The sequence below is a fragment of the Corallococcus sp. AB032C genome (genome assembly GCF_003668935.1).
Classification (GTDB): Bacteria; Myxococcota; Myxococcia; order Myxococcales; family Myxococcaceae; genus Corallococcus; species Corallococcus exiguus.
On record NZ_RAWP01000015.1, the window covers coordinates 30775 to 54271 of the forward strand.

The 23497-nt window shown below is 67.9% G+C and carries 22 protein-coding genes; 4 read left to right on the plus strand and 18 right to left on the minus strand.

The genetic code is table 11. The features are described 5' to 3' along the window. Nucleotides 1-5: 5 nt before the first annotated feature. From D7X99_RS43535 to D7X99_RS09225, 16 genes are all read right to left on the minus strand, one after another. Complete coding sequence (locus D7X99_RS43535; protein WP_233613222.1) at nucleotides 6-1916, minus strand: ATP-binding protein; 1911 nt, start codon at nucleotides 1914-1916, stop codon at nucleotides 6-8. A gap of 101 nt (nucleotides 1917-2017) precedes the next feature. Next, nucleotides 2018-2416 (minus strand): 50S ribosomal protein L19, encoded by a 399-nt coding sequence (rplS, locus tag D7X99_RS09155; protein WP_120576717.1) that lies wholly within the window; start codon nucleotides 2414-2416, stop codon nucleotides 2018-2020. Nucleotides 2417-2535: 119 nt separating this feature from the next. Further along, complete coding sequence (gene trmD / locus D7X99_RS09160; protein ID WP_120596347.1) at nucleotides 2536-3273, minus strand: tRNA (guanosine(37)-N1)-methyltransferase TrmD; 738 nt, start codon at nucleotides 3271-3273, stop codon at nucleotides 2536-2538. Next, a complete protein-coding gene (rimM, locus tag D7X99_RS09165; RefSeq protein ID WP_120596348.1) occupies nucleotides 3270-3821 on the minus strand; it encodes a ribosome maturation factor RimM in 552 nt (183 codons plus the stop codon). Before rimM ends, trmD begins: the two co-directional genes overlap by 4 nt. Further along, complete coding sequence (locus tag D7X99_RS09170; protein WP_121777435.1) at nucleotides 3818-4102, minus strand: KH domain-containing protein; 285 nt, start codon at nucleotides 4100-4102, stop codon at nucleotides 3818-3820. Before D7X99_RS09170 ends, rimM begins: the two co-directional genes overlap by 4 nt. 23 nt (nucleotides 4103-4125) lie before the next feature. Then, nucleotides 4126-4386 carry a 30S ribosomal protein S16 gene (gene rpsP, locus D7X99_RS09175; protein ID WP_014397299.1) on the minus strand — a complete coding sequence of 87 codons (261 nt, stop codon included), beginning with the start codon at nucleotides 4384-4386 and terminating at the stop codon, nucleotides 4126-4128. A gap of 104 nt (nucleotides 4387-4490) precedes the next feature. After that, nucleotides 4491-5621 (minus strand): 23S rRNA (adenine(2503)-C(2))-methyltransferase RlmN, encoded by a 1131-nt coding sequence (rlmN, locus tag D7X99_RS09180; protein WP_120576713.1) that lies wholly within the window; start codon nucleotides 5619-5621, stop codon nucleotides 4491-4493. 88 nt (nucleotides 5622-5709) lie between these two features. Continuing rightward, nucleotides 5710-6525 (minus strand): siderophore-interacting protein, encoded by an 816-nt coding sequence (locus D7X99_RS09185; RefSeq protein ID WP_121777436.1) that lies wholly within the window; start codon nucleotides 6523-6525, stop codon nucleotides 5710-5712. Between the two features lie 150 nt (nucleotides 6526-6675). After that, complete coding sequence (gene ndk / locus D7X99_RS09190; protein ID WP_121777437.1) at nucleotides 6676-7101, minus strand: nucleoside-diphosphate kinase; 426 nt, start codon at nucleotides 7099-7101, stop codon at nucleotides 6676-6678. 42 nt (nucleotides 7102-7143) lie between these two features. Then, the gene (gene sucD, locus D7X99_RS09195; protein ID WP_121777438.1) at nucleotides 7144-8040 is read right to left on the minus strand and encodes a succinate--CoA ligase subunit alpha; all 897 of its coding nucleotides are present in this window, start codon (nucleotides 8038-8040) and stop codon (nucleotides 7144-7146) included. 32 nt (nucleotides 8041-8072) lie between these two features. Further along, nucleotides 8073-9233, minus strand: a complete 1161-nt coding sequence (gene sucC / locus D7X99_RS09200) for an ADP-forming succinate--CoA ligase subunit beta (RefSeq protein ID WP_121777439.1) — start codon at nucleotides 9231-9233, stop codon at nucleotides 8073-8075. Nucleotides 9234-9500: 267 nt separating this feature from the next. Next, nucleotides 9501-10307 carry a succinate dehydrogenase iron-sulfur subunit gene (gene sdhB, locus D7X99_RS09205; RefSeq protein ID WP_120576708.1) on the minus strand — a complete coding sequence of 269 codons (807 nt, stop codon included), beginning with the start codon at nucleotides 10305-10307 and terminating at the stop codon, nucleotides 9501-9503. 95 nt (nucleotides 10308-10402) lie between these two features. Beyond that, complete coding sequence (gene sdhA, locus D7X99_RS09210) at nucleotides 10403-12280, minus strand: succinate dehydrogenase flavoprotein subunit (protein WP_121777440.1); 1878 nt, start codon at nucleotides 12278-12280, stop codon at nucleotides 10403-10405. Between the two features lie 229 nt (nucleotides 12281-12509). Further along, nucleotides 12510-13451 (minus strand): malate dehydrogenase, encoded by a 942-nt coding sequence (gene mdh, locus D7X99_RS09215; protein ID WP_121777441.1) that lies wholly within the window; start codon nucleotides 13449-13451, stop codon nucleotides 12510-12512. Between the two features lie 30 nt (nucleotides 13452-13481). Further along, a complete protein-coding gene (gene icd / locus D7X99_RS09220; RefSeq protein ID WP_121777442.1) occupies nucleotides 13482-14777 on the minus strand; it encodes an NADP-dependent isocitrate dehydrogenase in 1296 nt (431 codons plus the stop codon). Between the two features lie 181 nt (nucleotides 14778-14958). Continuing rightward, complete coding sequence (locus D7X99_RS09225) at nucleotides 14959-15510, minus strand: ATP-binding protein (RefSeq protein WP_121777443.1); 552 nt, start codon at nucleotides 15508-15510, stop codon at nucleotides 14959-14961. Between the two features lie 402 nt (nucleotides 15511-15912). Between D7X99_RS09225 and D7X99_RS09230 the strand changes: the two genes are divergently transcribed. Further along, complete coding sequence (locus tag D7X99_RS09230) at nucleotides 15913-18060, plus strand: hypothetical protein (RefSeq protein WP_169824608.1); 2148 nt, start codon at nucleotides 15913-15915, stop codon at nucleotides 18058-18060. Between the two features lie 11 nt (nucleotides 18061-18071). Continuing rightward, entirely contained in the window at nucleotides 18072-18815 is a 744-nt protein-coding gene (locus tag D7X99_RS42730) for a hypothetical protein (RefSeq protein WP_158626964.1), read from the plus strand. 7 nt (nucleotides 18816-18822) lie between these two features. Here D7X99_RS42730 and D7X99_RS09240 read toward each other — a convergent pair whose 3' ends face one another. Continuing rightward, on the minus strand, nucleotides 18823-20463 hold the full coding sequence (locus tag D7X99_RS09240; protein WP_121777445.1) for a bifunctional 3-(3-hydroxy-phenyl)propionate/3-hydroxycinnamic acid hydroxylase: 1641 nt from the start codon (nucleotides 20461-20463) through the stop codon (nucleotides 18823-18825). 456 nt (nucleotides 20464-20919) lie between these two features. On the opposite strand from D7X99_RS09240, the gene D7X99_RS09245 reads away from it, so the two are divergent. Further along, nucleotides 20920-21714: a class I SAM-dependent methyltransferase gene (locus D7X99_RS09245; protein ID WP_126932977.1), complete on the plus strand. Its 795-nt coding sequence runs from the start codon at nucleotides 20920-20922 to the stop codon at nucleotides 21712-21714. A 107-nt stretch (nucleotides 21715-21821) separates the two neighbouring features. Continuing rightward, nucleotides 21822-22022 carry a hypothetical protein gene (locus D7X99_RS09250; protein WP_120576700.1) on the plus strand — a complete coding sequence of 67 codons (201 nt, stop codon included), beginning with the start codon at nucleotides 21822-21824 and terminating at the stop codon, nucleotides 22020-22022. 69 nt (nucleotides 22023-22091) lie between these two features. Here D7X99_RS09250 and D7X99_RS09255 read toward each other — a convergent pair whose 3' ends face one another. Continuing rightward, the gene (locus D7X99_RS09255; RefSeq protein ID WP_121777446.1) at nucleotides 22092-23417 is read right to left on the minus strand and encodes a cytochrome P450; all 1326 of its coding nucleotides are present in this window, start codon (nucleotides 23415-23417) and stop codon (nucleotides 22092-22094) included. Nucleotides 23418-23497: the final 80 nt, after the last annotated feature.

Genomic DNA, 23497 nt, shown 5'->3' on the forward strand with positions numbered 1-23497 from the left:
GGCGGCTAGACGTTAACGGTGCCGTCCGACATCTGGCCGAAGCCGGGGTGGGCGGTGACGTGCAGGACCTGCGTGAGCGTGCCCAGGTGCTTGAGCATGCGGGCGACGAGGGGCAGCTTCGCTTCGTCCACGCCCGTCAGCACGTCGTCCAGGAGGAAGGGGCGCTTCACCCGGGCGCACGTCTTCTCCACCACCGTCAGGCGCAGCGCCAGGTAGTAGAGGTCGATGTCCTTCGGGGACAGCTCGCCCACCGGGATGCGGCTGTTCTGAGTGAGCAGGAAGGCGTTGCCCTCGCGGTCCCACTCCACGCCCTGGTAGCGCCGGTCCGTGAGCGCGGTGAGGTACTGCACGCAGCGGTCCTTCAGGAGCGCCTGCACCGACAGGATGTCGGTCGTGAGCACGTCCGCGGCCTGCGACAGCACCAGGGGGGACGGATCCTCCAGCGGATCCACCGGCACCGGCGTCTGGCCAGGGGCCGCGGCCACCTGCACCGGGGGCGCCTTCGCCAGCGCGATGGACTCCTTCAGCCGCGACAGCTCCCGCTCCACCTCGCGCAGGTCGCGCACATAGGTACCCTTCGCGGTCAGCTCCGCGTTGAGCGTCTCCTGCTGCGCGCGCAGCTCCTGTCCGTCGCGGATGGCGCCCTGAAACTCGGGGGAGGACTCGTACTCCTCCAGCTGCGTCTGCAGCTCTCCCAGCCGGATGCCGAGCAGATCCTTCTGCTCCAGCGCGGCGGGGATCTCCGTGTGGGTCTCCAGGTTCAGGGCCTTGATGGCCATGCGCACCGGAGCATCCTCGAGCTCGAACTCGTCGAGGATCTTCTTCTGCCGTGCATCCTTGCGGTTGTCCTTGGAGCCCTTGCGCGTGGCGTGCTGCAGGTCGTCCACGTAGCGCAGCGCCATCCACGCGGCCGTGCCGAAGGCGGGGATGTTGATCAACGCCAGGTAGCGCCACATGGGCTGCGCCGCGACGATGCCCAGGCCCACGCTCAGGCCCATGAAGAGCACGCCCGCGCCCAGGCCTCCCCAGAAGAATCGGTTCTCCGTGAGCGGCGGAACCTTCAGCGACGCATCGTCCTGCTCCGGCTCGCGGTCCGTCTCCAGCCGCGCCAACGCCTCGTCCCGCCGCGCCACTGCCTTCGGGTAGCGCTTCACTCGCGAGAGGATGTCCAGCGGCAGCCCCATCGACTCCGGCGAGGGCGCCGCGCGCCAGGCGGCCTCCGCGCGCGAGATGGCCTCCTTGAGGCCCTCGCCGCCCTTGAGCTTCGAGTCCGCCTCGAAGATGAGCGATGCCAGCTCATCCACCTTGAACTGGAGCTGATCCACCTCCTTCGCGGTGACGAGCTCCTTCTGCAGCACCTTCACCTTCGCTTCGGCGGCCGGGACGTCCTCCGCCGGCGCCACCTGGGAGGCGGCCGCCAGCGACGGCGTGGCCCCGGAGGCCTTCGCGCCCGCAGCCGCGGCGGCCCTGGCCACGCTCTTGCGAGGCCGGCGCGACGGCAGCATCACCAGTTGGAGGCAGTACACCTGCTCGAAGGTGGTGCGCGGAGGCAGGCCCGCCTGGCCGCGCAGGTACTGGTTGATCTCCGACACGTCCGTGGACACGAGCTCCGGCTGGCTGGTGGCGGGATTGAGCCGGTGCAGCGATCCGGAACCTCCCAGCTCGCGCAATATCCGGTACGTCATCCCGTCCTGGCCCACGAACGTCAGCGCGGCCTTGCCCGAGCGTCCCGCCGAGCCCACCAGGCTTGAGTCCCCGCCGCGGCCATCCGCGAACAGCAGCGACAACGCCACGTTCGCCAGCGGCAACACGTCCGCCGTGGGCGGCTTGAGGATCAGATACCCGCTCTTCAGCGGGAAGCGCCCGGCGGGAGAGAACCCGCGGACGTTCTGGATGGCGACCTCGACGAAGTGCATGGCGCGCGCAGTCTAGCCCGAACGAAAAAAGGAGCGTCCAGTGAAGGACGCTCCTTCTCTCACGCGGCCGCGAAGGCCGCGAGAGGGTTTCTGCGGACCTACTAGCCCGGAGCGACGGCGGACTTGGCAGCCTTGGCTGCGAGCTTCTCCGGGTCCACCAGCACGTCCACGCGCGAGGCCTTGCCCTTCAGGTCGCGGAGGTAGAACAGGCGCTTGCGGTTCACGTCGCCGCGGGTGAGGACTTCGATCTTCTCGTAGCGCGGGCTGTGGATGGGGAAGATGCGCTCCACGCCGACGCCGAAGGACATCTTGCGCACGGTGAAGGTCGCGCGGTTCGTGCCCTTGGTCTTGCGGATGACCACGCCCTCGAAGGCCTGCACGCGCTCCTTCTCGCCTTCCTTGACCTTCCAGTGGACGCGAACGGAATCACCCGTGCGGAACGCGGTGATGTCCTTGCGCAGGAACTTGTTTTCGACGTGCTCGATGAGGCTGCGGCGCATAACGGACTCCAGAAAGCGGAACTTGACGCGTAGGACGCGTGGAAAAGAGCGGGCCGTCCTAGCAGAGACCGCCGGGACGAACAAGCCTGCAACGAAGGGTTCCGCGAGAACACGGAGGGTTACAACGCTTCTTCTTCCCTGGCGAGCAGTTTCTGATCCGCTTTGCTGAACACCAGCCGCGCGAACAGGTCAGGCCGCCGCTCCTGCGTGAGCTTGATGGCCTTCCACCGGCGCCAGCGGGCAATGCGGGCGTGATCGCCGGACTGGAGGGCGGCAGGCACCTCGGCTCCCCGGAAGACAGGCGGCCGGGTGTAGTGCGGGTGCTCCAGGAGGTTCTCCTCGAAGCTCTCCGCCACGGAGGACGCTTCGTTGCCCAGGACGCCCGGCACCAGCCGCGCCACCGCGTCCACCACCGCCATGGCCGCGACCTCTCCGCCCGTGAGGACGAAGTCGCCCAGGGACAGTTCGCCGTCCAGGAAGGGCATCACCCGCTCGTCCACGCCTTCGTAGCGGCCACAGACGAGGATCAGCCCGGCCTCGTGCCGCGCCAACTCCCGCGCCGTGGCCTGCGTGAACGTGGGCCCCCGGGGGCTCATCAGCAGCGCCTTCGCCCCGGGATGACGCGCACGGGCTGCTTCGATGGCGGCCACCAGCGGCTCGGGCTTCATCACCATGCCGGCGCCGCCGCCATAGGGCGCGTCGTCGGTGACGCGGTGCTTGCCCTCGGCGTAGTCGCGCACGTCGGTGAGCGTGACGGAGATCAGCCCCTTCTCCTGGGCCTTCCCGAGGATGCTCGCGCCCAGGTAGCCGGACACCATCCCGGGGAACAGCGTGAGCAGCTCCACGCGGTAGCTCACCCGCCGTCTCCAGACTCCTCCGGCGGCTCGTCCGCATCCAGGTACTCCGGAGGCCGGATCACGATGCGCCCCGCCGGCACGTCCACCGCCGGCACGAACTCATCCGCGAAAGGCACCACCAGCTCCGGCCGGCCCTTCGCGCGGATCACCAGGTTGGGGACTTCACCGGTGGCCCAGACCTCCTCCACCGTGCCCAGGGAGGCGCCCTGCTCGTCCACGGCGTTCAACCCCACGAGGTCGCCCTGGAAGAACTCGCCCTCCTCGGGCGGCTCCAGGTCCTCGCGATAGACGAACACCTTCGCGCCCACCAATGCCTCGGCGGCCGTGCGGGACGCCACGCCCTCGAAGAACACCAGGTCCTCCTTGTTGGCGGGACGGAAGGTCTCCAGGGCGTACTCGCGCTCCTCGCCGGAGCGCAGGCGCAACCAGACGCGCTCGACGGTACCGAGCGTCTCCGAGGCGGGGTCGAAGCTTCTGACCGCCACCTCGCCGCGCAGCCCGTGCGCACGGGCCACGTAGCCCAACTCCAGACAGTCCTGCGCGCTCACTGCGCGGCGTCCGGAGCGGGCGGCGCCGGGGGAGAACCCGGAGCGCGGCGATCGTCAAGTATCTCCAGGCGGACCTTCTGGCCCTGCTTCTGGGCGGCGGCGTTGATCAGCGTCCGGAGGGCGTTCACGGTGCGCCCATCACGACCGATGACCTTGCCGACGTCCTCGGGGGCGACCTTCAGCTCATAGAGCTGGCCGCCATCCGCCTCGGAGATGCGTAAGGTGACCTGGTCAGGTTGATCAACCAGGGCCTTCGCCAGATACGTGAGCAGCGGCTCCACGTCTTGTCCAGACGGGGGCGTGCTCAGGCGGTGGTCGCCGGAGCCTGCTTCTTCGCCGTCTTGATCAGGTCCGCGACCGTCTCGGAGGGCAGCGCGCCGCTCTTCAGCCAGTAGTTCAGCCGCTCCTCGTTGAACTGCACCTTCGCGGGGCTGTGGTTGGGGTCGTAGGAACCGACCTGCTCCAGGAACTTTCCGTCACGCGGGCTGCGCGAGTCGGTGGCAACCACGTGGTAGTACGGCATCTTCTTGGCGCCCGCGCGGGCAAGACGGAGGACAACGGCCATGGAATCGCTCCAGCGAAATCGTGTGACTTCTACGGTAACAGTGCGGAGGGGGGCGCTCTTAGCGCCCTGCCGACTGGATTGTCAAGGAAGCTCGGGTGCTTATGTCATGTCGGGGCTTCCGCGGCCGTCTCGTCGCGATTGGCGAGCTGGCCACAAGCCCCGGCGATGTCACGGCCCCGGTTCTTCCGGATGTATGCCGCGACGTGAGCCTCGGCAAGGATGGCCCGGAATTCCTCGGCCCGCTGCTCGCCCGTCGTCTGGAACCCCAGGCCGGGGTTCTCGTTGTACGGGATCAGGTTCACCTTCGCCGGGATGTCGCGCAGGAGCTCCTTCAGCCGGTGCGCGTCGTCGTCGGTGTCGTTGAATCCTTTGAGCAGCACGTACTCGAAGGTGATGCGGCGGCCCTGGCGCAGGGGGAACTTGCGGCAGGCATCCAGGAGCGCCTGGATGTTCCACTTGCGGTTCACCGGCATCGTCTGGCTGCGCTGCTCGTCCGTGCTGGCGTTGAGCGAGATGGCCAGCTTGACGTCCGTCTCCTGGCCGAAGCGCTCAATCATGGGCACCAGGCCCACGGTGGAGACGGTGATGTGCCGGTGGCTGAAGTTGGGCCCCTCCTCCGACTGGAGGATGGCGAGCGCCGTCTTGAGGTTCTCGAAGTTGTGGAGCGGCTCGCCCATGCCCATGAACACCAGGTTCGTGAGCGGACGGAGCGTCTCCAGTCCCTCGTTGCGGCGCACCTCGCGGTTCACCGCGTGCACCTGGGCGACAATCTCCCCCGCCGTGAGGTTGCGCTTGAGGCCCAGCGTGCCCGTCATGCAGAACGTGCAGGCCATGGCGCAGCCCACCTGCGTGGACACGCAGAGCGTCTTGCGGTCCTCCGCCGGCATGTAGACGGACTCGATGAAGCGCCCGTCGCGCGTCTTGAAGCGGTACTTGATGGTGCCGTCGACGCTGCGCTGCTCCAGGTCCTTCACCAGCGGGACGATCTCCGCCTTGACCTTGAGCTTCTCACGCAGGACCTTGGACAGGTCCGTCATCTCCTCGAACGAGGTGGCGCCGCGCTGATGCAGCCAGCGGTAGAGCTGCGCCGCGCGGAACGGGCGCTCGCCCAGCTGCTCGCTCAGGAACAGCGCGAGCTTCTCGCGCGACAGGCTGGCCACGTCGACCAGCTTCGCGGGGGCCGACACCGGCAGGGGCTCGGTGACAGGAAGGGCTGTAGCGGTAGGCTCGGACATCGTTCAGTCGGGGCTAACGGAGGACAATGGGGCGTGCTTCCCACAAGAAGGCACGGCAAGTCAAAGGAGTGCCCGCCCCCTCCCCTGCCTACCCCTTCGAGTCGTGGTGCTCGGCGACGCCGCGCTTCCAGTAGCCCGTCACCCGCATCCAGCTCTTGTTCAGACCGCGCTCGTTCACCAGGTGTTCCCGGATGGGCTTGAGCGACGTGGACTCGCCCGCCACGAACACGAACCCGTCCCCCGAGGGCTGCGTCCAGGCGCGCAGCGCGTCCTCCAGGTGCTTCGTGGTGCCGGCCTCCGCGTTGCCCCGGTGCAGCCAGGTGACCTTCACGTCCGCCTTGCTGGCGATGGGCTGCTCCTCCGCGGCGTCCGCGACCTCGATGAAGGCGAACGCGCGCTTGCCCGCAGGCAGCTCCTCCAGGCGCCGTGCGATGGCCGGCAGCGCGCTCTGGTCCCCCGCGAGCAGGTACCAGTCGAAGTCGTCCGCCACGTCGTGCGTGCTGCGCGGGCCGCCAATGCCCATGAAGTCGCCGGGCTTCGTCTGCTGCGCCCACAGCGACGCGGGGCCCTCGCCGTGCAGCACGAAGTCGATGTCCAGCTCCCCGGCCTTCGGATCGAAGCGGCGCGGCGTGTAGTCGCGCGACGCCGGCTTCTCCAGCCCCTCCTGCATGGACAGGCCGTGGGGGCCCACCACCGGCATGTTCGGCTTCTTCACGCCAGGCCTCGCGAAGAAGCACTTCACGTGGTCATCCGCGCCGGGGGACGTGAAGCCCTCCAGCTCCGGGCCGCCCAGCGTCACGCGCACCATGTGCGGCGACAGCCGCGTCACGCGAAGGACTTCCAGCAACCGCAACTTCACCGGGAACGGCCCACGACGGGCCACGCGCTCTGAATCGCCGCTCATGCGTGCTTCCTTGCCGATTGTGATTTTCATTATCGGTAGCAAGGACCGTCCTGCAGGGCAACCGGATACGGCGCCCGGAAAAGACGACGGCCCGGGTCCGCGCCTCGTGGGGCGTGGACACCGGGCCGCTGTCAGCAGGCTGGACGCTGCTCAGTACTTCTGGAGCTCGGTCTCGCGGAAGAAGTACGCGATCTCGTTCTTCGCGTTCTCCAGGCTGTCCGAACCGTGCACCGTGTTCGCGTCGATGCTCTGGGCGAAGTCCGCGCGGATGGTGCCCTTGTCGGCCTTCTTCGGATCCGTGGCGCCCATGAGGTCACGGTTCTTCAGGACGGCGTTCTCACCCTCGAGCGCCATCACGAGCACCGGTCCGGAGGTCATGAACGAGACCAGGTCCTTGAAGAAACCCCGGGCGCTGTGGACGGCGTAGAAGCCTTCCGCTTCCTTCTGCGACAGCTGCTGCAGACGGATGCCGACGGGCGTCAGGCCCGCCTTCTCGAACCGGGCGATGATCTCCCCGATGTGGTGGTTCTTCAGCCCGTCCGGCTTGATGATGGACAGCGTGCGCTCGATGGCCATGGTCGTTGGCTCCTCGTGTGTGTGTCGTGTGAAAGGTTCGACTTAGCGCTTCGGGGGGCCGCGCTTGACGGCCGCCTGCAGCGTGGTGCCCAGCTCCGCGGGGCTCGCGGCCATCAGGATGCCCGCGGCCTCCATCGCCTTGATCTTCTCCCCGGCCGTGCCCTTGCCGCCGGAGATGATGGCGCCCGCGTGGCCCATGCGCTTGCCCGGGGGCGCGGACTGACCGGCGATGAAGCCGGCGATGGGCTTGGTGAACTCGCGCGCGACGTACGCGGCGCCCTCTTCCTCCGCGCTGCCGCCGATCTCACCGATCATGATGACGGCGTCCGTCTCCGGGTCGGCCTGGAAGAGCTTCAGCACGTCCACGAAGTTGGTGCCGTTGACGGGGTCACCGCCGATGCCCACCGCGGTGGACTGGCCCAGGCCCAGCTGCGTGAGCTGGTGCACGGCTTCGTAGGTCAGCGTGCCGGAGCGGGACACCACGCCGATACGGCCCGGCTTGTGGATGTGGCCCGGCATGATGCCGATCTTGCACTTGGCGCCGGGGGTGATGACGCCCGGGCAGTTCGGACCGATGAGGCGCACGCCCGGCTTGCCCTGCAGGTAGCGCTTGGCGCGCACCATGTCGTTGACCGGGATGCCCTCGGTGATGGTGATGATGAGGGAGATGCCCGCGTCCGCGGCCTCCATGATGGAGTCAGCGGCGAAGGGCGGCGGCACGAAGATGACGGACGTGTTCGCGCCCGCCTGCTTCACCGCGTCGGCGACCGTGTTGAACACGGGAACCTTGCCCTCGAAGGAGGTGCCGCCCTTGCCCGGCGTGACACCGCCCACAATCTTCGTTCCGTACTCCAGCATCTGCTTGGCGTGGAACGAGCCCGCCGAGCCGGTGATGCCCTGGACGAGGACCTTCGTGTTCTCGTTGACGAGGATGCTCATGGCGTTCTTTCAGGAAAGAGGGGGCGAAGGCCCTACTTGATGGCCGCCACGGCCTTCTCGGCCGCCTGGCGAAGGTTGTCCGCGGGAGTGATGGCCAGCCCGGAGTTGCGCAGCAACTCCTTGCCCTGCTCCACGTTGGTGCCTTCCAGGCGCACCACGAGCGGGATCTTCAGCTGCACTTCCTTCGCCGCCGCGATGATGCCCTCCGCGATGACGTCACACTTCATGATGCCGCCGAAGATGTTGACGAGCACCGCCTTGACCTGCGGATCCGCGAGGATGAGCTTGAAGGCCGCCGTCACCTTCTCCTTGGTCGCGCCGCCGCCCACGTCCAGGAAGTTGGCCGGAGCGCCGCCCACCAGCTTGATGGTGTCCATGGTGGCCATGGCCAGGCCCGCGCCGTTCACCATGCAGCCGATGTTGCCGTCCAGCGCGATGTAGGCCAGGTCGTGCTCCTTGGCCTGCGTCTCGCGGGGCTCCTCCTCCGCCACGTCGCGGTACTCCAGCAGGTCCTTGTGCCGGTAGAGCGCGTTCTCGTCGAAGTCCACCTTCGCGTCGAGCGCCACCACGCCGCCACTCTTGCGAATGACCAGCGGGTTGATCTCCACCAGGGACGCGTCCGTCTCCACGTACATCTTGTAGAGCGCGGCGCAGAACTGGACGAACTTGTTCACCGTGGGGCCCGTCAGGCCCAGCCCGAAGGCCAGCTCCCGGCCCTGGAAGTCCGCGAAGCCCACCGTGGGGTCCACGATGGCGCGGAGGATCTTCTCCGGGTGCTTCTCCGCCACTTCTTCAATCTCCACGCCGCCCTCGGTGGACGCCATGAAGGTGATGCGGCTGGTGGCGCGGTCGAGCGTCACGCCCAGGTACAGCTCCTGGCCGATGTCCAGGCCCTCTTCGATGTAGACCTTGTTGACCTTCTGCCCTTCCGGGCCGGTCTGGATGGTCTTGAGCATCATGCCCAGGATCTGCTGGGCGAGCGCCTTGGCCTCCGCGGGGCTCTTGGCCAGCTTCACGCCGCCGCCCTTGCCGCGGCCGCCTGCGTGGATCTGCGCCTTCACGACGACGACGGGCGTGGCGAGTTCCTTCGCCGCGGCCTCCGCCTCATCGGGAGAGAGCGCGAGGATGCCGCGCGGCGTGGGCACGCCATACTTCCGGAAGAGTTCCTTGCCCTGGTACTCGTGGATCTTCATCGAATCTCCGGGTGGGACGAGGGGAGACGAGGACAACCCCTACACGGGGCGTCAACGCGGGCCCTCATTGCGCAGAAAACGACGGATGGCAAGGCCGTTTGGCCTCCAGCGTCGCGCGGGGACACAGGCTTCGCCTCCCGGGATAACACCCGGTGTCCGGGCGAATGAGGCGGCCTTCACCCAAATGGACACGGCCCCGCCCGGCGCCCCAGTGACAGGGGGCGCAGGCACGGGGCCGCGAGCAAGCCAGGTCAGCGTCCGGGAGGGTTAGCCCGGACCGGCGGAGGCCTTCTGCTCCTCTTCCTTGAAGAAGATGTCCTTGATGATCAGCTTGCTCACCTCGCGGTTCATCACCGCGATGGAGGTGGTGAGGGGGATCTCCTTCGGGCAGACCTTCACGCAGTTCTGCGCCTTGCCGCAGTCCTGGATGCCGCCGGGGCCCATGAGGGCGCGGGTGCGCTCCTCCGCGTTCAGCTTGCCCGTGGGGTGCATGTTGAACAGGCGGGCCTGGCTGATGGGCGCGGCGCCGATGAAGTCGTTGTCCAGCGTCACCTGGGGGCACGCCTCCAGGCAGCTGCCGCAGGTGATGCACGTGGACAGCACGTACATCACGGAGTGGTCCTTCTGCGACTGGCGCGGGCCGGGGCCCAGGTTGTACGTGCCGTCGACGGGGATCCACCCCTTCACGCGCTTGAGCGACTCGAACATGCGGTCGCGGTCCACGGTGAGGTCGCGCACCACCGGGAACTTCTTCATCGGCTCCAGGGTGATGGGCTGCTGGAGCTTGTCCACCAGGGCGGAGCACGCCATGCGCACCCGGCCGTTGATGTTCATGGCGCAGCTGCCGCACACCTCCTCGAGGCACGCGGAGTCCCACACCACGGGGGCCACCTTCTTGCCCTCCGCGGTGACGGGGTTGCGCTGGATCTCCATCAGGCAGGAGATGACGTTGGCGCCCTTCGCATAGGGAACCTTGAACTCTTCGAAGTGCCCGGGCTTGTTCGGGTCATCCTGCCGCCAGATGCGGAAGGCGATGGTCTTCGAGCTGACGGCGCTGGCCTGTGCGGTGTCCATGGTGCGGCTGCCCTTCCCTTCACTGCCAAATCAGGTGGCGGTGCCCGCGTGCGCCGGATGACGACGCGCGCGGGCCCGGAAAGAAAACGAACGCCTTACGCGTACCAGCGGGGCTCGGGGTCCAGCACGGGCGTGGGCAGGTCCTGGTAGGAGATCTGCGGGCCCTGGGTGGCGTAGGTGGCGATGGTCGTCTTCGCCCACTTCTCGTGGCGCTTGCGCCACAGGTCCATCCACTCCGGATCCTTGGTCGGGTCCTTCACCTTGGGCTCCGGCAGGGAGAAGTCCGGCTTGTAGTGGGCGCCGCGGCTCTCGTCGCGCAGGAGCGCGCTGGTGGCGATGACCTCGCCCAGCTCCAGCATGTTCCACACCTGGTTGGTGTACGACAGCGCGCGGTTGGCGACGACGCCCGTGTCCAGCACGTTGACGTTGTTCCAGCGCTGCTTGAGCTCGCGGACGCGCTCGATGGTCTTCTTCAAGCGGTCGTTGTAGCGGACGACGGTGCAGTTCTCCGTCATCACCTCGCCCAGCTCCTTGGCGATCTGGTACGGGTTCTCCTGCCCGTTCATCGCCTTGATGGTGGCGAAGCGGTCCTGCCAGTACTTCTTCGCGTCCGCGAAGTACTTCTCCGGCATCGCCGCGGCGCTGGTCTCCTGGTTCTTGGCGAAGGACACCATCGCCGGGCCGCCGATCATGCCGGAGTAGATGCAGGACAGGAGCGAGTTGGCGCCCAGGCGGTTCGCGCCGTGGAAGGCGGAGTCCGCCTCGCCGGCCGCGTACAGGCCCGGGATGCGCGTGCTCTGGTTCACCGGGCTGCCGTCCAGCGGCGTCTGCGTGCGCGAGTCGGCCTCGAAGGAGACGTGCAGGCCGCCCATCGAGTAGTGCATGCCCGGGAAGATGACCATGGGCGTGTGGCGCGGATCATCTCCGACGAACTTCTCGTAGATCTCCATCACGCCCTTGATCTTCGCGTCGAGCGTCTTGGCCGGGATGTGCGTCACGTCCAGGTACACGCCGTCGCGCCCGCCCAGGCCCAGGCCCAGGTCGCGGCAGACCATGAAGATCTCGCGCGTCGCCACGTCGCGCGGCACCAGGTTCTTGTACTTGGGGTACTTCTCCTCCAGGAAGTACCAGCGCTCGCTCTCCGGAATCTCCCGGGGGTTGCGCGTGTCGCCCTTCTTCCGGGGCACCCAGACGCGGCCGCCTTCGCCGCGCACGGATTCGCTCATCAGGCGCAGCTTGTCCTCGCCCGGGATGGAGGTGGGGTGCACCTGGATGAACTCGCCGTTGGCGTACAGCGCGCCTTCCATGTACGCGCGGCCCGCGGCGGTGCCGGTGTTGATGATGGAGTTGGTGGAGCGCCCGAAGACGATGCCCGGGCCACCCGTGGCCAGGCACACCGCCTCCGCCGGGAAGGTGCGGATCTCCATGGTGCGCAGGTCCATGGCCACGCTGCCGATGCAGCGGCCGGACTCGTCCTTCACCGTGCCCAGCCACTCCCAGTACTCGTACTTGGTGACCTTGCCCTCCGCCTCGTAGCGGCGGACCTGCTCGTCCAGCGCGTAGAGCAGCTGCTGGCCGGTGGTGGCGCCCGCGAACGCGGTGCGGTTGTGCAGTGTGCCGCCGAAGCGGCGGAAGTCCAGCAGGCCTTCCGGCGTGCGGTTGAACGTCACGCCCATGCGATCCAGCAGGTAGATGATGCCGGGCGCCGCGTAGCACATGCCCTTCACGGACACCTGCTCCGCGAGGAAGTCGCCGCCGCGCAGCGTGTCCTTCACATGGATGTCCGGGTGGTCGCCCTCACCCTTGGTGTTCACCGCGCCGTTGATGCCGCCCTGGGCGCAGACGGAGTGGGAACGCTTGACGGGGACGAGCGAGAGCACGTCCACCTGGTGACCCGCCTCCGCCAGCTTGATCGTCGTCATCAGCCCGGCGAGACCGCCGCCCACCACCGTGAATCGCGCTGCTGCCGCCATCATCGTCTCCTTGACCACCGGCAGCCGGGGGGGTGCCTTCACGGGGGGCCGCTGAAGTCCTGCTTCGCGACGCTGCCCCGCTCCCGTGCCAGGTGCGAGTCCAACACGCTAGTTAACTTGGAAAAATACCGCCGCAAGGACGGTGCGCCCGGGGATAAGCCCGGATCATTCACGGCATCAGGCGGGGCCCGCCAGCAGCATTCCAGCGGGCCCGGCCGAAGACCGGGGACTACAGCTTCACGAGGTCGACGGTGCCCTTGACGGAGGTGAAGGACTTGCTCAGCTCGGCCTTCTCCGCGTCGTTCAGCTCCACCTCGATGATCTTCTCCACGCCGCCCGCGCCGATCTGGGCGGGGACGCCGAAGAAGAAGTCGCTGATGCCGTACTGGCCCTTGAGCAGGGCGGCGGCCGGCAGCACGCGCTTGCGGTCGAAGAGGAAGCTCTCCGCCATGGCGATGGAGGAGGACGCCGGGGCGAAGTAGGCGCTGCCCGTCTTGTACAGGCCCACCAGCTCCGCGCCGCCCTTGCGGGTGCGGTCGATGATGGCGTCCAGCTTGTCCTTGGCGATGAGCTGGGTCAGGGGCACGCCGCCCACGGTGCTGTGGCGCACGAGCGGGACCATGTCGTCGCCGTGGCCGCCGAGCACCAGCGCCTCCACGTCACGGATGGAGGAGCCCAGGGCCTCGGCCACGAAGCACTTGAAGCGGCTGGTATCCAGCACGCCCGCCATGCCCACGACCATGTTGTCCTTCAGGCCGGCGATCTTGTGGAGCGCGAACACCATCGCGTCCAGCGGGTTGGCCACGTTGATGACGAAGGCGTCCGGGGCGTGCTGCTTGATGTTGCCCGCCACGTCCTTCATGATCTTCAGGTTGACCTCGAGCAGGTCCTCGCGGGACATGCCGGGCTTCCGGGGCACGCCGGCCGTGATGATGATCACGTCCGAGCCCGCGACGTCCTTCCAGTCGGTGGAGCCGGTGACGCGGCTGTCGTAGCCGTCCACCGCGGACAGCTGGTTGATGTCCAGCGCCTTGCCCTTGACCAGACCCTCGGCCGCCGGGATGTCGTAGAGCACCACGTCGCCAAGGTTCTTCTGGACCGCCAGCAGCGCCAGGTTGCCGCCGATCTGACCGCCACCGATGAGGCCGATCTTCTTCTTCTTGTGAGCCATGGTTTCGCCCTCCTGCTTTGGGGGTGGGGACTACATGTGCTTGATGATGGCCTGACCGAACTCCGAGCACTTCACCTCGGACACGGTCTCCTTCGTCTCCAGCTTCATCAGGCGCGCGAAGTCGTACGTCACGGTGCGCGCCGCGATGGCCTTGTCCATGCCCTTGATGATCAGGTCCGCGGCCTCGTTCCAGCCCATGTGGCGGAGCATCATCTCGCCGGAGAGGATGACGGAGCCCGGGTTCACCTTGTCCAGGTCCGCGTACTTCGGCGCGGTGCCGTGGGTGGCCTCGAAGACGGCGTGGCCGGAGACGTAGTTGATGTTGCCGCCCGGCGCGATGCCGATGCCGCCCACCTGCGCCGCGAGCGCGTCCGACAGGTAGTCGCCGTTGAGGTTCAGCGTGGCGATGACGTCGAACTCGTCCGGACGGGTCAGCACCTGCTGCAGGGTGATGTCCGCGATGGAGTCCTTGATGAGGATCTTCCCGGCGGACACCGCGGCCTTCTGCTCGGCGTTGGCGGCCTCCTCGCCCTTGGCGGCCTTGGTGGCCTCCCACTGGTCCCAGGTGTAGACCTTGTCACCGAACTCACGCGCCGCGAGGTCGTAGCCCCACTTGCGGAACGCGCCTTCGGTGAACTTCATGATGTTGCCCTTGTGGACCAGCGTGACGCTCTTGCGCTTGAGGTCCACCGCGTACTGGATGGCCGCGCGCACCAGGCGCTCCGTGCCTTCCTGGGACACGGGCTTGATGCCGATGCCCACGTTCGCCGAGAAGCGGATCTTGCCCGCGTCCTTGGGGAACTCCTGCTTCAGCCAGGCCAGGAACTTCTCCGCCTGCGCGGTGCCGGCCTCGAACTCGATGCCCGCGTAGATGTCTTCCGTATTCTCACGGAAGATGACCATGTCCACCTTGTCCGGCTGCTTCACCGGGCTGGGCACGCCCTTGAAGTAGCGCACGGGGCGCAGGCAGACGTACAGGTCCAGCATCTGGCGCAGCGCCACGTTCAGGGAGCGGATGCCACCGCCCACCGGCGTCGTCAGCGGGCCCTTGATGCCCACCAGGTACTCGCGGAACGCGGCGACCGTCTCGTCCGGCAGCCAGTTGTTCACCTGCTTGAAGGACTTCTCACCGGCCAGCACCTCGTACCAGGAGATCTTCTTCTTGCCGCCGTACGCCTTCTCCACCGCCGCGTCGAACACGGCCTGCGAGGCCTTCCAGATGTCGCGGCCGGTGCCGTCGCCCTCGATGAAGGGGATGATCGGGTTGTTCGGAACGGTCAGCTTGCCGTTCTGCAGGGTGATCTTCTCGCCAGAGGGAGGCGCCATGAACGCAAACTCCTGATTGAGACCGGGGTATTGAGAGGCGGCGGATAGTCGGGAACCCGCCCCCGGTCGTCAAGGAGTTTGGCCGCACGTCCCCCTGGGTTGGACGCACCCGGGGCGTGCCGCGCTTATCGCAGCCAATGGTCCGGAAAGCAGGATCGTTATTCCGGAATTCGGGCGCGCCCTAGAAGCTCGCGAGCCCAGGAGCCGGCAGGACGACGCTCACGGCCGTCCCCTCCTCCAGGCGCTCCACCGCGAACTCGCCGCCCATGGCATCCACCAGCTCCCGCGCGCGGGCGAGCCGCCGCTGGGTGCTGCCCACGCGCAGCGGCGACAGCACCACCGAGCGCGTCTCCCGCTCAGAGAGACTCACGCCGGGCATCACCACCTGGAAGCGCGGCCCCACGTCCCCGAAATCGTCCGGCGGATCCACCACCACCCGCACGGAGGGCGCCGCCTGCGGGGCCACGTCCGCCGCGTGGGCGACGAGCAACAGGAGCACCTGCTCCAGGCGGCGCCGGCTGACCCGGGCGATCACCGGGTCCTCGGGGAGCTCCAGCGCCACCTCCATGTCGCGCAGCCGCCGCGTCGCGCCGAGCAGCCCCAGCGCGTCACGCACGCACACCGCCACGTCCACCTGGAAGACGTCTGGAAGGTCCACGGACTCGAGCCCCTGGCCACCGAAGGAGGCTCCCGCGTCCCCCGGCGATCCCTTCACATCCAGCGCTGCGCTCATTCGCGGCTCCCATCCCCGGCCAGTCCCAGAAGTACCGACCATAACGGCCCCCCCTGACAGGGTCCATTGCCCGTCAGCCCCGGACCGCCACCGCTTATTCACGTGAAGGAGGGTTACAGCCCTGCGCCATCTTGCTGATATGGATGCGCACGCTGGGTCCTGATTACTCCTCGGAAAACCCGTACATAGCCGGTCAACTGCGACCCAGGGTGAGTCAGGGGAGGGGCCGAAAAAACAGCCCAGGCATATAAATTCGATTTGACTGTTACGGCCGAGACCTTCAATATGTCTTCCCAGAATCCAGAGCCGTCAGCGTCTCCAGTGAATCAGGGAGGAAGTGTTGTGCTCGCAACATCGCCGACCACGAACGGTAGCGCTGCCCGCAAGAGGGGAGTCCTGACGATGGATGGAGGGATCCCGGCGTCCTCGAAGTTCCGGCATGCGATCGAATTCGGCAGTGGCGACGCGCTGCGCAACGTGATTCCCCTGCCCCCTGCGGAAGCCGCCCTGGATGACTCGGGCTACTCGCTGCACGGCAGCGGCCCCACGGCCATCACCTGCGCGGTGGGCCGGCCGGACGCGGTGCTGGGTGAGGTGACGCGGCTGTCTCCGACGGTGGTGTGGGTGGCCCCGCGGCAGCCGCTGGCGGACCCGGCCGAGTCGCGCACCTTCCCGGTGTACCTGACGTGCAACGGCGCCACGATTGGCCCGCTCAATGGCGCGTTCATCCGGACGGACATGGACGCCCCGAACGCGCCGGTGGGGCTGCAGCTGGTGGGCGTGACGCTGGAGCAGGGGCGTCAGATCCTGGGCTTCCTGTCGGACGCGCTTCGCCAGGGCGTGGCGGTGCCGGCGGCCTCCGCGCTGCCCGTGCAGGACATCATTACGGACGCGGAGCGGATCCGCTCCATCTTCACCGCCATCTGCGCGTCCGGGAACAAGGGCGTGCTGCGCCGCCAGGGCCGGGTGGTGCGCATGGTGCTTGAGCGCTTCCACTCTTCTTCCGGTCAGCTGGAGTGGCGTACGGAGGAGTCCACCCCGGACTTCGGCGAGCCGGCGTACGACATCGACGTCATCGGCTACAACTCCGCGTACCGCCTGCGCGTGGAGACGGGCCGCACCGAGGGTGACCGCCTCTTCACCCCCCTGCCCGAGCAGCTGTTCCGCATCCGCCACCGCTGGCACCGCCGCGTCGCCGCCCCCGAGGGCGTGCACGCCCGGTTCCACCACCCGCTCTGGCGGGAGCAGGGGCTGATGCGCCGCGAGGTGCTGGACCTGTCCTTCTCCGGCCTGTGCATGCGCTGCCAGCCGCAGGACCTGCTCTTCCCGGGCCTGCTGCCGCCCCTCATCGAGCTGGAGCTGGGCGACGGCCAGCGGGTGAGCGTGCGCGGGGAGATCCGCTACGTCAGCGGCATGCGCGCGGACGGCACCGTGCTGTGCGGCCTGAGCGTGCTGCCCTACTCTTCCGACGAGGCGCGCTGGGTGCGCTTCGTGTCCCAGACGATGTCTCCGGCCACGCGCACCAGCGAGGGCCTGGTGGATGAGCTGTGGGACCTGTTCAACCGCTCCGGCTTCTTCAGCCTGGGCGGCAGCACCCCCGCGGAGTTCGAGGAGCTGAAGCAGAACTTCGCGTCGCTGGCGAAGCGCGCCGCGGAAGTGCCGCAGCTGTTCTGCAACGCGGTGTGGCCGTCCGAGCGCGGCATTGAAGCGACGCTGTCCTTCACCAAGCCGTACCGCAACGCGTGGCTGGGCCACCAGGTGGCGAAGCGGCCCGGCAAGCCGCCGGAGGGGTTGAAGGAGGCGGGCGCCATCATGCGCGACCTCTACCTACGCACCTTCGAGCACCCGCAGAGCGACCCGGACTTCCACTGGGTGGTGGCCTACGTGGAGGCCCTCAACCCGTGGATCAACAAGGCGCACGTGAAGTACGCGCAGCGCCAGATGGAGGCCGGTTCGCCCCTGGCCTTCACGCGGAAGATCCAGAAGATGAAGGCCTTCAGCAACGAGCTGACCGGCCGCGTGCACCCGTACACGGTGGGCCCCGCCACCGCGAGCGAGCTGAGCCTGCTGGCGGCGACCATCGCCCAGCAGTTCCCCGAGTGCTACGTGCAGTCGTTGGACCTCACCCGCGACCGGATGGACATGGGGCCCGTCACGGCGAAGTGGAAGAGCTTCGGCATGGAGCGCGAGCGCACCGTCCTGGTCGCCCGCCGCGACGGTGTCCCCCACGCCGCCGCCGTGGTGGAGCTGGGCCAGCTGGGCGCGAACCTCTTCCGCCTGCTGGACAACACGCGCCTGTTCTCCCTGCTGGGGGATGGAACGCGCGCGTACTCGGCGCTCCTGGACGCGGCGCGCCGCTGGTACGCCGCGCGCAACCGCCCCTCCTTCCTCTATCTGCGCGAGGACGAGGGCGGCGACTACGTGCAGGAGTGCGGCCTGCACGACGGGCCGGATCCGTACCTCTGGATCATCTCCGCCAAGCTCGTCCCGGATTTCTTGGAGCACATCAGCGAACTCACCATCGGGCGCCGTGGTGCCCACTCCCGTTGAGGATTCCCCCCATGACCAAGCCCCTCGTCGAAGAGCAGTACCTCCCCCACGTCACCGACGTCCGTCACCTGCTGGCGACCGGTCCCCACGTGACGACGCTGCTGGACCCCAACGTGGAGCCCGCCCTGCTGGAGGCCTTCCTCATCCAGCTGTGTGCCCTGGGCGTCTACATGACGGAGCCCGTGGACGGGTGGATCCGCCGCGCCGGTGAGGCGTGTGTGAAGGCGGGGATGGTGGACGTGGGCGAGAAGCTCATCACCCACGCCAAGCACGAGGCCGGTCACCACCTGATGATGGTGGAGGACACGAAGAACCTGGTGGCCAGCTGGAACGCCCGCCGCTTTCCCAAGCTGGACGCGGAGGCCCTGATGGCGCAGGCCCCCACCCCGGCCATGCAGGAGTACCGGCAGATCCACGAGGAGACCATCGCGGGCCCCATGCCGGGCGGCCAGGTCGCCATCGAGTACGAGATCGAAAACCTGTCGGTGGTGTTCGCGCCCCGCCTCATCGAGCAGTGCAAGGCCGTGCTGGGCCCGGACGTGATGAACTCGCTGTCGTTCATCAAGGAGCACGTGGAGCTGGACGTGGGCCACACGGCGCTCAACGAGGTCATGCTCAACAAGCTGCTGGGCCAGAAGCCCGAGCACGCGGCGACCATCGCGAAGACGGGCGCCCGTGCCCTGGACATCTACCTGCGCTTCTACGGCGACTGCATGGCGAAGGCCCGGCAGATCCTCCAGTCCGCCACCGCCTGAAGAAGCCTCAGGCCCCGAGCTGCGCCGCCCGCCGGGAACCCCGGTTGCCCCAGCGGGTGAGCGCGCGGACGGCCTGCTTCAGCGAAGCGTGGACCTGCGCGACACCCGCGCTGTTCGTGGCCGCGTAGACGTAGCGGTCCGGGCGCAGGACGACCAGGTCCGAGCCGTGCTGGGCGAACCACTCACCCAGCTTGCCCTCCAGGTCCACCACCTCGCCGGAGCGGCCCGCGCCGGAGCGCGCCGCCGGCGCCACGGACAGCCACACGCCGCCGATGTCCTCCGCCAGCGCCTTGGCCGCCTGCTGGACGTCCGCGGGCGCACCCGGCCGCGTCAGCACCGCGAAGCGCTGGCCGATGACGTCATCCAGCGGGCGCTCCCCTTCCTCGCCGTGCTCCACGCGCGGCTGCGGGAAGTAGGCGCCTTCCGCCGCCTGCTTGGACTTGCCGCGCTTGCCGCCGAAGACGAACCCCTCCGCGTGGAAGAGGTTCGGCTTCATCTTGTACTCGCGGATGAACGGGCCGGTGACGGGCATGTGGTACAGCAGCTTGATGAAGGCGTTGCGCGCGCGGGCCATGAACGGGCCGCCCGACGCCAGCATCGAGCCCAGCGCGTCCGACATCCGCATCATCTCCGCGGCGTGCGGCCGACGCTCCACCTCGTAGGTGTCCAGGAGCGACGCGTCCGCGGCGCCGCCCAGCACGTGCGCCAGCTTCCAGGTGAGGTTCGCCGCGTCGCGCAGGCCGGAGCACAGGCCCTGCCCCAGGAACGGCGGCATGAGGTGCGCGGCGTCCCCGAGCAGGAACACGCGGCCCACGCGCCACTTCTCCGCCATGCGGCTGTGGTAGGCGTAGAGGTTGACGCTCTTCACCTTCACGGTGTCCGGGTCGATGAAGGGCGCGATGATGCCGCGCACGTACTCGGGCGTCTTCACGTACTCCAGGTCCTGCCCCGGCTTCACCAGCGTGTCGAAGCGGATCTCGTCGTGCGCGGTGCGCGTCACGATGCCCACGCGCTCCGGGCCGCAGGGGTAGTAGGTGAAGTCCGGCGCGGACGACTGCGTCTCCACGGAGACTGCCAGCGCGTGCTCCAGCGCCGTGGTGCCCTCCAGCTTCAGGCCCAGCCGGCGGCGGATGCCGCTCTTCGCGCCGTCGCAAGCGAGCAGGTAGCGCGCGCGCACCGTCATGGTGCGGCCGGCGACGTTGTCCTTCACGCGCACGGACACGCCTTCGTCGTCCTGCATGAAGGATTCGACTTCATGGCCGCGCCACATGCTGACGTGCGCGAAGCGCTCCATGCCCCGGTGCAGCGAGGCCTCCAGGCGAGGCTGGTTGAAGAGCGAGCCGATGGGGTGGCCGTTGGGGCGCTCCACCTTGGTGAAGTCCACCTCGGCGAGCATCCGCATCTCGTCGTCCACGTAGGTCATCTTCAGGCACGGGTGGAAACCCGGCCCCAGTTCCCCCGTGAGACCGGCGGACTGGAAGATGCGCTGCGCTTCGTCGTCCGCGTTGATGGCGCGGGACTGGGTGTGCGCGGTGGTCTCCTTCTCGATGACCACGGTGCGCAAGCCGTACTGGCCGAGCAGGTTCGCCGCCATGGCCCCCACCGGGCCGCTTCCGACGACGATCACATCAACAGATTCCGGAGCCATTACTCCCTCCCGTTGTGTGCGAGCTGATCCGTTTTGAACCGAGCGACCGGACGACCGAAGCCCCCCTCGGTCGCCAGTGTCGTAAGTAATAATACCTATAAACTTCGGCAACCCCACTCTGGATACGCTGTTTCGACGCGATCCTGGCTGCCTGCCCCCCCGAGTCAGAAACACCCGGTCTGCGTCATTCCGACCGCCTGTTAATCAAACGCACCCCTCCAGAAACCTTGCAGGGCTGAACAGCACGCGCGGTCCGCTGTCTGCCTTTCGCGCAGTGGTTTCCTGCAAGGCTTCAAAGTTTCGCGGAGGCCGCAGGAATTCTGGGTCTTGTCCGTGTTTCACGGCACCCAGATGTGTGCGGATGCCCCTGGAAGGCGCCCCTTGTACGTCGCTCGGGACTGCGGGACAGTACGGGAGTCGTCTCCCCCACTGAGCCCCTTGGAGCGCCCAGCGATTATGCCCAGACTGCAACTTTTTGAATTAGAGGATCAGCCCTGGTTCCCGAAGGTGCTGCGCCGGGGCGTGACGGACTTCCTCGCGTACGTGTGGAGCCTGTCGGATGACCGCTATTCGGAGTTCGTGAAGCGGCTCAAGGGCGCGATGGCGGAGATGGGCGAGACGCAGCTGTTGGACATGGCGTCCGGCAGCGCGGGGCCGGTGCCGAAGCTGCTGGAGATGCTGGAGTCGCAGGAGGGCTACCAGGCGACGGCGCTCCTGACGGACCTGTACCCGGAGATCTCCGCGTTCGAGAAGGCGAAGGCGGCGAACCCGGGCCGCATCGACTACGTGACGACGCCGGTGGACGCGACGGCGGTGCCCGCGACGTACAAGGGCTTCCGCATCATGTGCAATTCGTTCCACCACCTGCCGCCGGACATGGCGCGCAAGGTGCTGGCGGACGCCGTGGCCCAGCGCCGGGGCATCGCCATCATGGAGCTGGTGGAGCGGCGCGGGCCGGCCATCGCGATGACGGCGGCGGCGCTGATCAACGTGCCGCTGACGACGCCGTTCATCCGCCCCATTCGCGCGGACAGGCTCGCCCTCACCTACCTCATGCCGCTCATCCCCATCGCGGCGGCGTTCGACGGCGTGGTGTCCTGTCTGCGCACGTACTCCGTGGAGGAGATGCGCGAGCTCACCCACGGCCTGAGCGACGACTACATCTGGGAAATCGACCGGCTCACCAACCCGGGGAACCCCTTCGGCTTGATGATGCTCATTGGCCGACCCGCCACCCCCTCGAAGGCTTGAGTGGCCTGTCAGCAGGAGGTCACTGACGCCCCGGGCCGACGCGGGGCGTCGTGATTTCCAGGTTTGAAGGGGGTTCAATGGCCGCTCCTTCAACGAGGAGCAGGCTCATGGAATGGCTCGAATTCAAGCGTTGGTCACCCGAAGTCCAGCACGCGCTGGCACTGCAGGCGGCCCGGTTGGGCCAGACGGCGATGCACGCCGAGCCGCCGCGGCCGTCCGCGACGATGCTCGCCGCGCACCGCCTGTGCACGCTGCTGCGCCAGTACCCGCGCAGCAACCCCTGGGGTCACCCCGCGTCGGAGTGCTGAGACGCGGATGAAGCACCCGGCCCGTCCGTGGGGGCACCACGGGCGGGACGGGAGCCTCAAGGGGAGCGTTCAGGCCCCGGTGGGGGTCCAGTTGACGCGCAGGTGCTGGATGGTGCGGATGGTCAGCGACTGCGTGTGGCCGAAGTCCGGGTTCTCCTCCAGCTTCAGGTCCGGGAGCTGATCCAGCAGCAGGTTGGTGGCGATGAGCGCCTCCAGCCGCGCGAGCGGCGCCCCGATGCAGAAGTGGATGCCCCGGCCGAAGCCCAGGTGCGTCGGGTGGTGCCGGGAGATGTCGAAGTGCTCCCCGTCCGCGAGCAGCGCGGAGTCACGGCTTCCGGACGCGTAGAGCAGGAGCAGCCGCGAGCCCTTGGGCAGCGCGACGCCCGCGAGCTCCACATCCTCCGTGGTGGTGCGGATCATCCCGTGCGCCACGGAGTCGAAGCGCAGCGTCTCCTCGATGAGGTGCGGCACCAGCGAGCGGTCCTCGCGCAGCCGCTGCCAGAGGCCGGGCTGGAGCAGGGCCTGCTTCCAGCACTGGGCGAGCAGCGCGGTGGTGGTTTCGTGGCCCGCCGCCAGCATGCTTCCGGCGATGGCGATGATCAGCTCCGGCAGCGTGAGCGCTTCCCCGTCCGCGTCGGTGGTGACCAGGTAGCTGATCAGGTCGTCGCGGGGGTCGTCCGTGCGGTCGCGGATGAGGCGGGCCACGTAGTGCTGGTAGGTGACCCAGCTGCGCGCGAGCGGCGGCTGCTCTTCAGGCGGAACGCGGGTGAAGATCATCCGGAAGAAGTCGTCACACCAGCGCTTGATGTCCGCCATGTCCTCCTGGGGCACACCCGCCATGCCCAGGATGACTCGCACGGGCAGCGGGTACGCGAACTCGGTCACCAGGTCCGCGTGTCCCTTGCGCGCGAAGGCCTGGATGAGTTCTTCGGAGACGGCGCGGATGGGGGCTTCCTGCGCGGCGATGCGCTGGGCGGAGAAGCCGCGGCCCAGCAGCTTGCGCAGCCGGGTGTGCGCGGGCGGATCCGAGTTGATCAGGCTGTCCGCCAGGGGATAGCCCTCGGCGAGCACCGCGAGCGTCGCCGGGGACAGCACCGAACCCATGTTGCCCAGGTCCGCCGACGAGTAGCGCGTCGGATCCTTGAGCACGTGGCAGATGTCCTCGTAACGGCTCACCAGCCACATCCCCAGCATGGGGTTGTAGCTGACGTGCGCGTCCCGTCTCAGCTCCGCGTAGAACGGATGTGGATCCTCGACGTGCGGTCCCGCGAACGGATTGTACTGGGCGCCCAGATGGGGGCACTTCATCGCGCCAGCGGCTTTGCTGGCGTGCGCATCGATGTGGATCGCCTCGGACTGCCCTTCCACCTTCACTGCTTCCACTGCGGTACTCACCTTGAGCTTCCTCTCAGGATCCCCCCACAGCGGAATATTATAACCCAACCTGACAGGTCTTCTCAGCGAGTCCTGCGAAC

Coding starts and splice junctions, on each gene's coding strand:
- D7X99_RS43535 (WP_233613222.1), bottom strand. CDS start 1,916: ATGCACTTCGTCGAGGTCGCCATCCAGAACGTCCGCGGGTTCTCTCCC.
- rplS (WP_120576717.1), bottom strand. CDS start 2,416: ATGCGCCGCAGCCTCATCGAGCACGTCGAAAACAAGTTCCTGCGCAAG.
- rpsP (WP_014397299.1), bottom strand. CDS start 4,386: ATGGCCGTTGTCCTCCGTCTTGCCCGCGCGGGCGCCAAGAAGATGCCG.
- rlmN (WP_120576713.1), bottom strand. CDS start 5,621: ATGTCCGAGCCTACCGCTACAGCCCTTCCTGTCACCGAGCCCCTGCCG.
- D7X99_RS09185 (WP_121777436.1), bottom strand. CDS start 6,525: ATGAGCGGCGATTCAGAGCGCGTGGCCCGTCGTGGGCCGTTCCCGGTG.
- ndk (WP_121777437.1), bottom strand. CDS start 7,101: ATGGCCATCGAGCGCACGCTGTCCATCATCAAGCCGGACGGGCTGAAG.
- sucD (WP_121777438.1), bottom strand. CDS start 8,040: ATGAGCATCCTCGTCAACGAGAACACGAAGGTCCTCGTCCAGGGCATC.
- sucC (WP_121777439.1), bottom strand. CDS start 9,233: ATGAAGATCCACGAGTACCAGGGCAAGGAACTCTTCCGGAAGTATGGC.
- sdhB (WP_120576708.1), bottom strand. CDS start 10,307: ATGGACACCGCACAGGCCAGCGCCGTCAGCTCGAAGACCATCGCCTTC.
- sdhA (WP_121777440.1), bottom strand. CDS start 12,280: ATGGCGGCAGCAGCGCGATTCACGGTGGTGGGCGGCGGTCTCGCCGGG.
- mdh (WP_121777441.1), bottom strand. CDS start 13,451: ATGGCTCACAAGAAGAAGAAGATCGGCCTCATCGGTGGCGGTCAGATC.
- icd (WP_121777442.1), bottom strand. CDS start 14,777: ATGGCGCCTCCCTCTGGCGAGAAGATCACCCTGCAGAACGGCAAGCTG.
- D7X99_RS09225 (WP_121777443.1), bottom strand. CDS start 15,510: ATGAGCGCAGCGCTGGATGTGAAGGGATCGCCGGGGGACGCGGGAGCC.
- D7X99_RS09230 (WP_169824608.1), top strand. CDS start 15,913: ATGGATGGAGGGATCCCGGCGTCCTCGAAGTTCCGGCATGCGATCGAA.
- D7X99_RS42730 (WP_158626964.1), top strand. CDS start 18,072: ATGACCAAGCCCCTCGTCGAAGAGCAGTACCTCCCCCACGTCACCGAC.
- D7X99_RS09240 (WP_121777445.1), bottom strand. CDS start 20,463: ATGGCTCCGGAATCTGTTGATGTGATCGTCGTCGGAAGCGGCCCGGTG.
- D7X99_RS09245 (WP_126932977.1), top strand. CDS start 20,920: ATGCCCAGACTGCAACTTTTTGAATTAGAGGATCAGCCCTGGTTCCCG.
- D7X99_RS09250 (WP_120576700.1), top strand. CDS start 21,822: ATGGAATGGCTCGAATTCAAGCGTTGGTCACCCGAAGTCCAGCACGCG.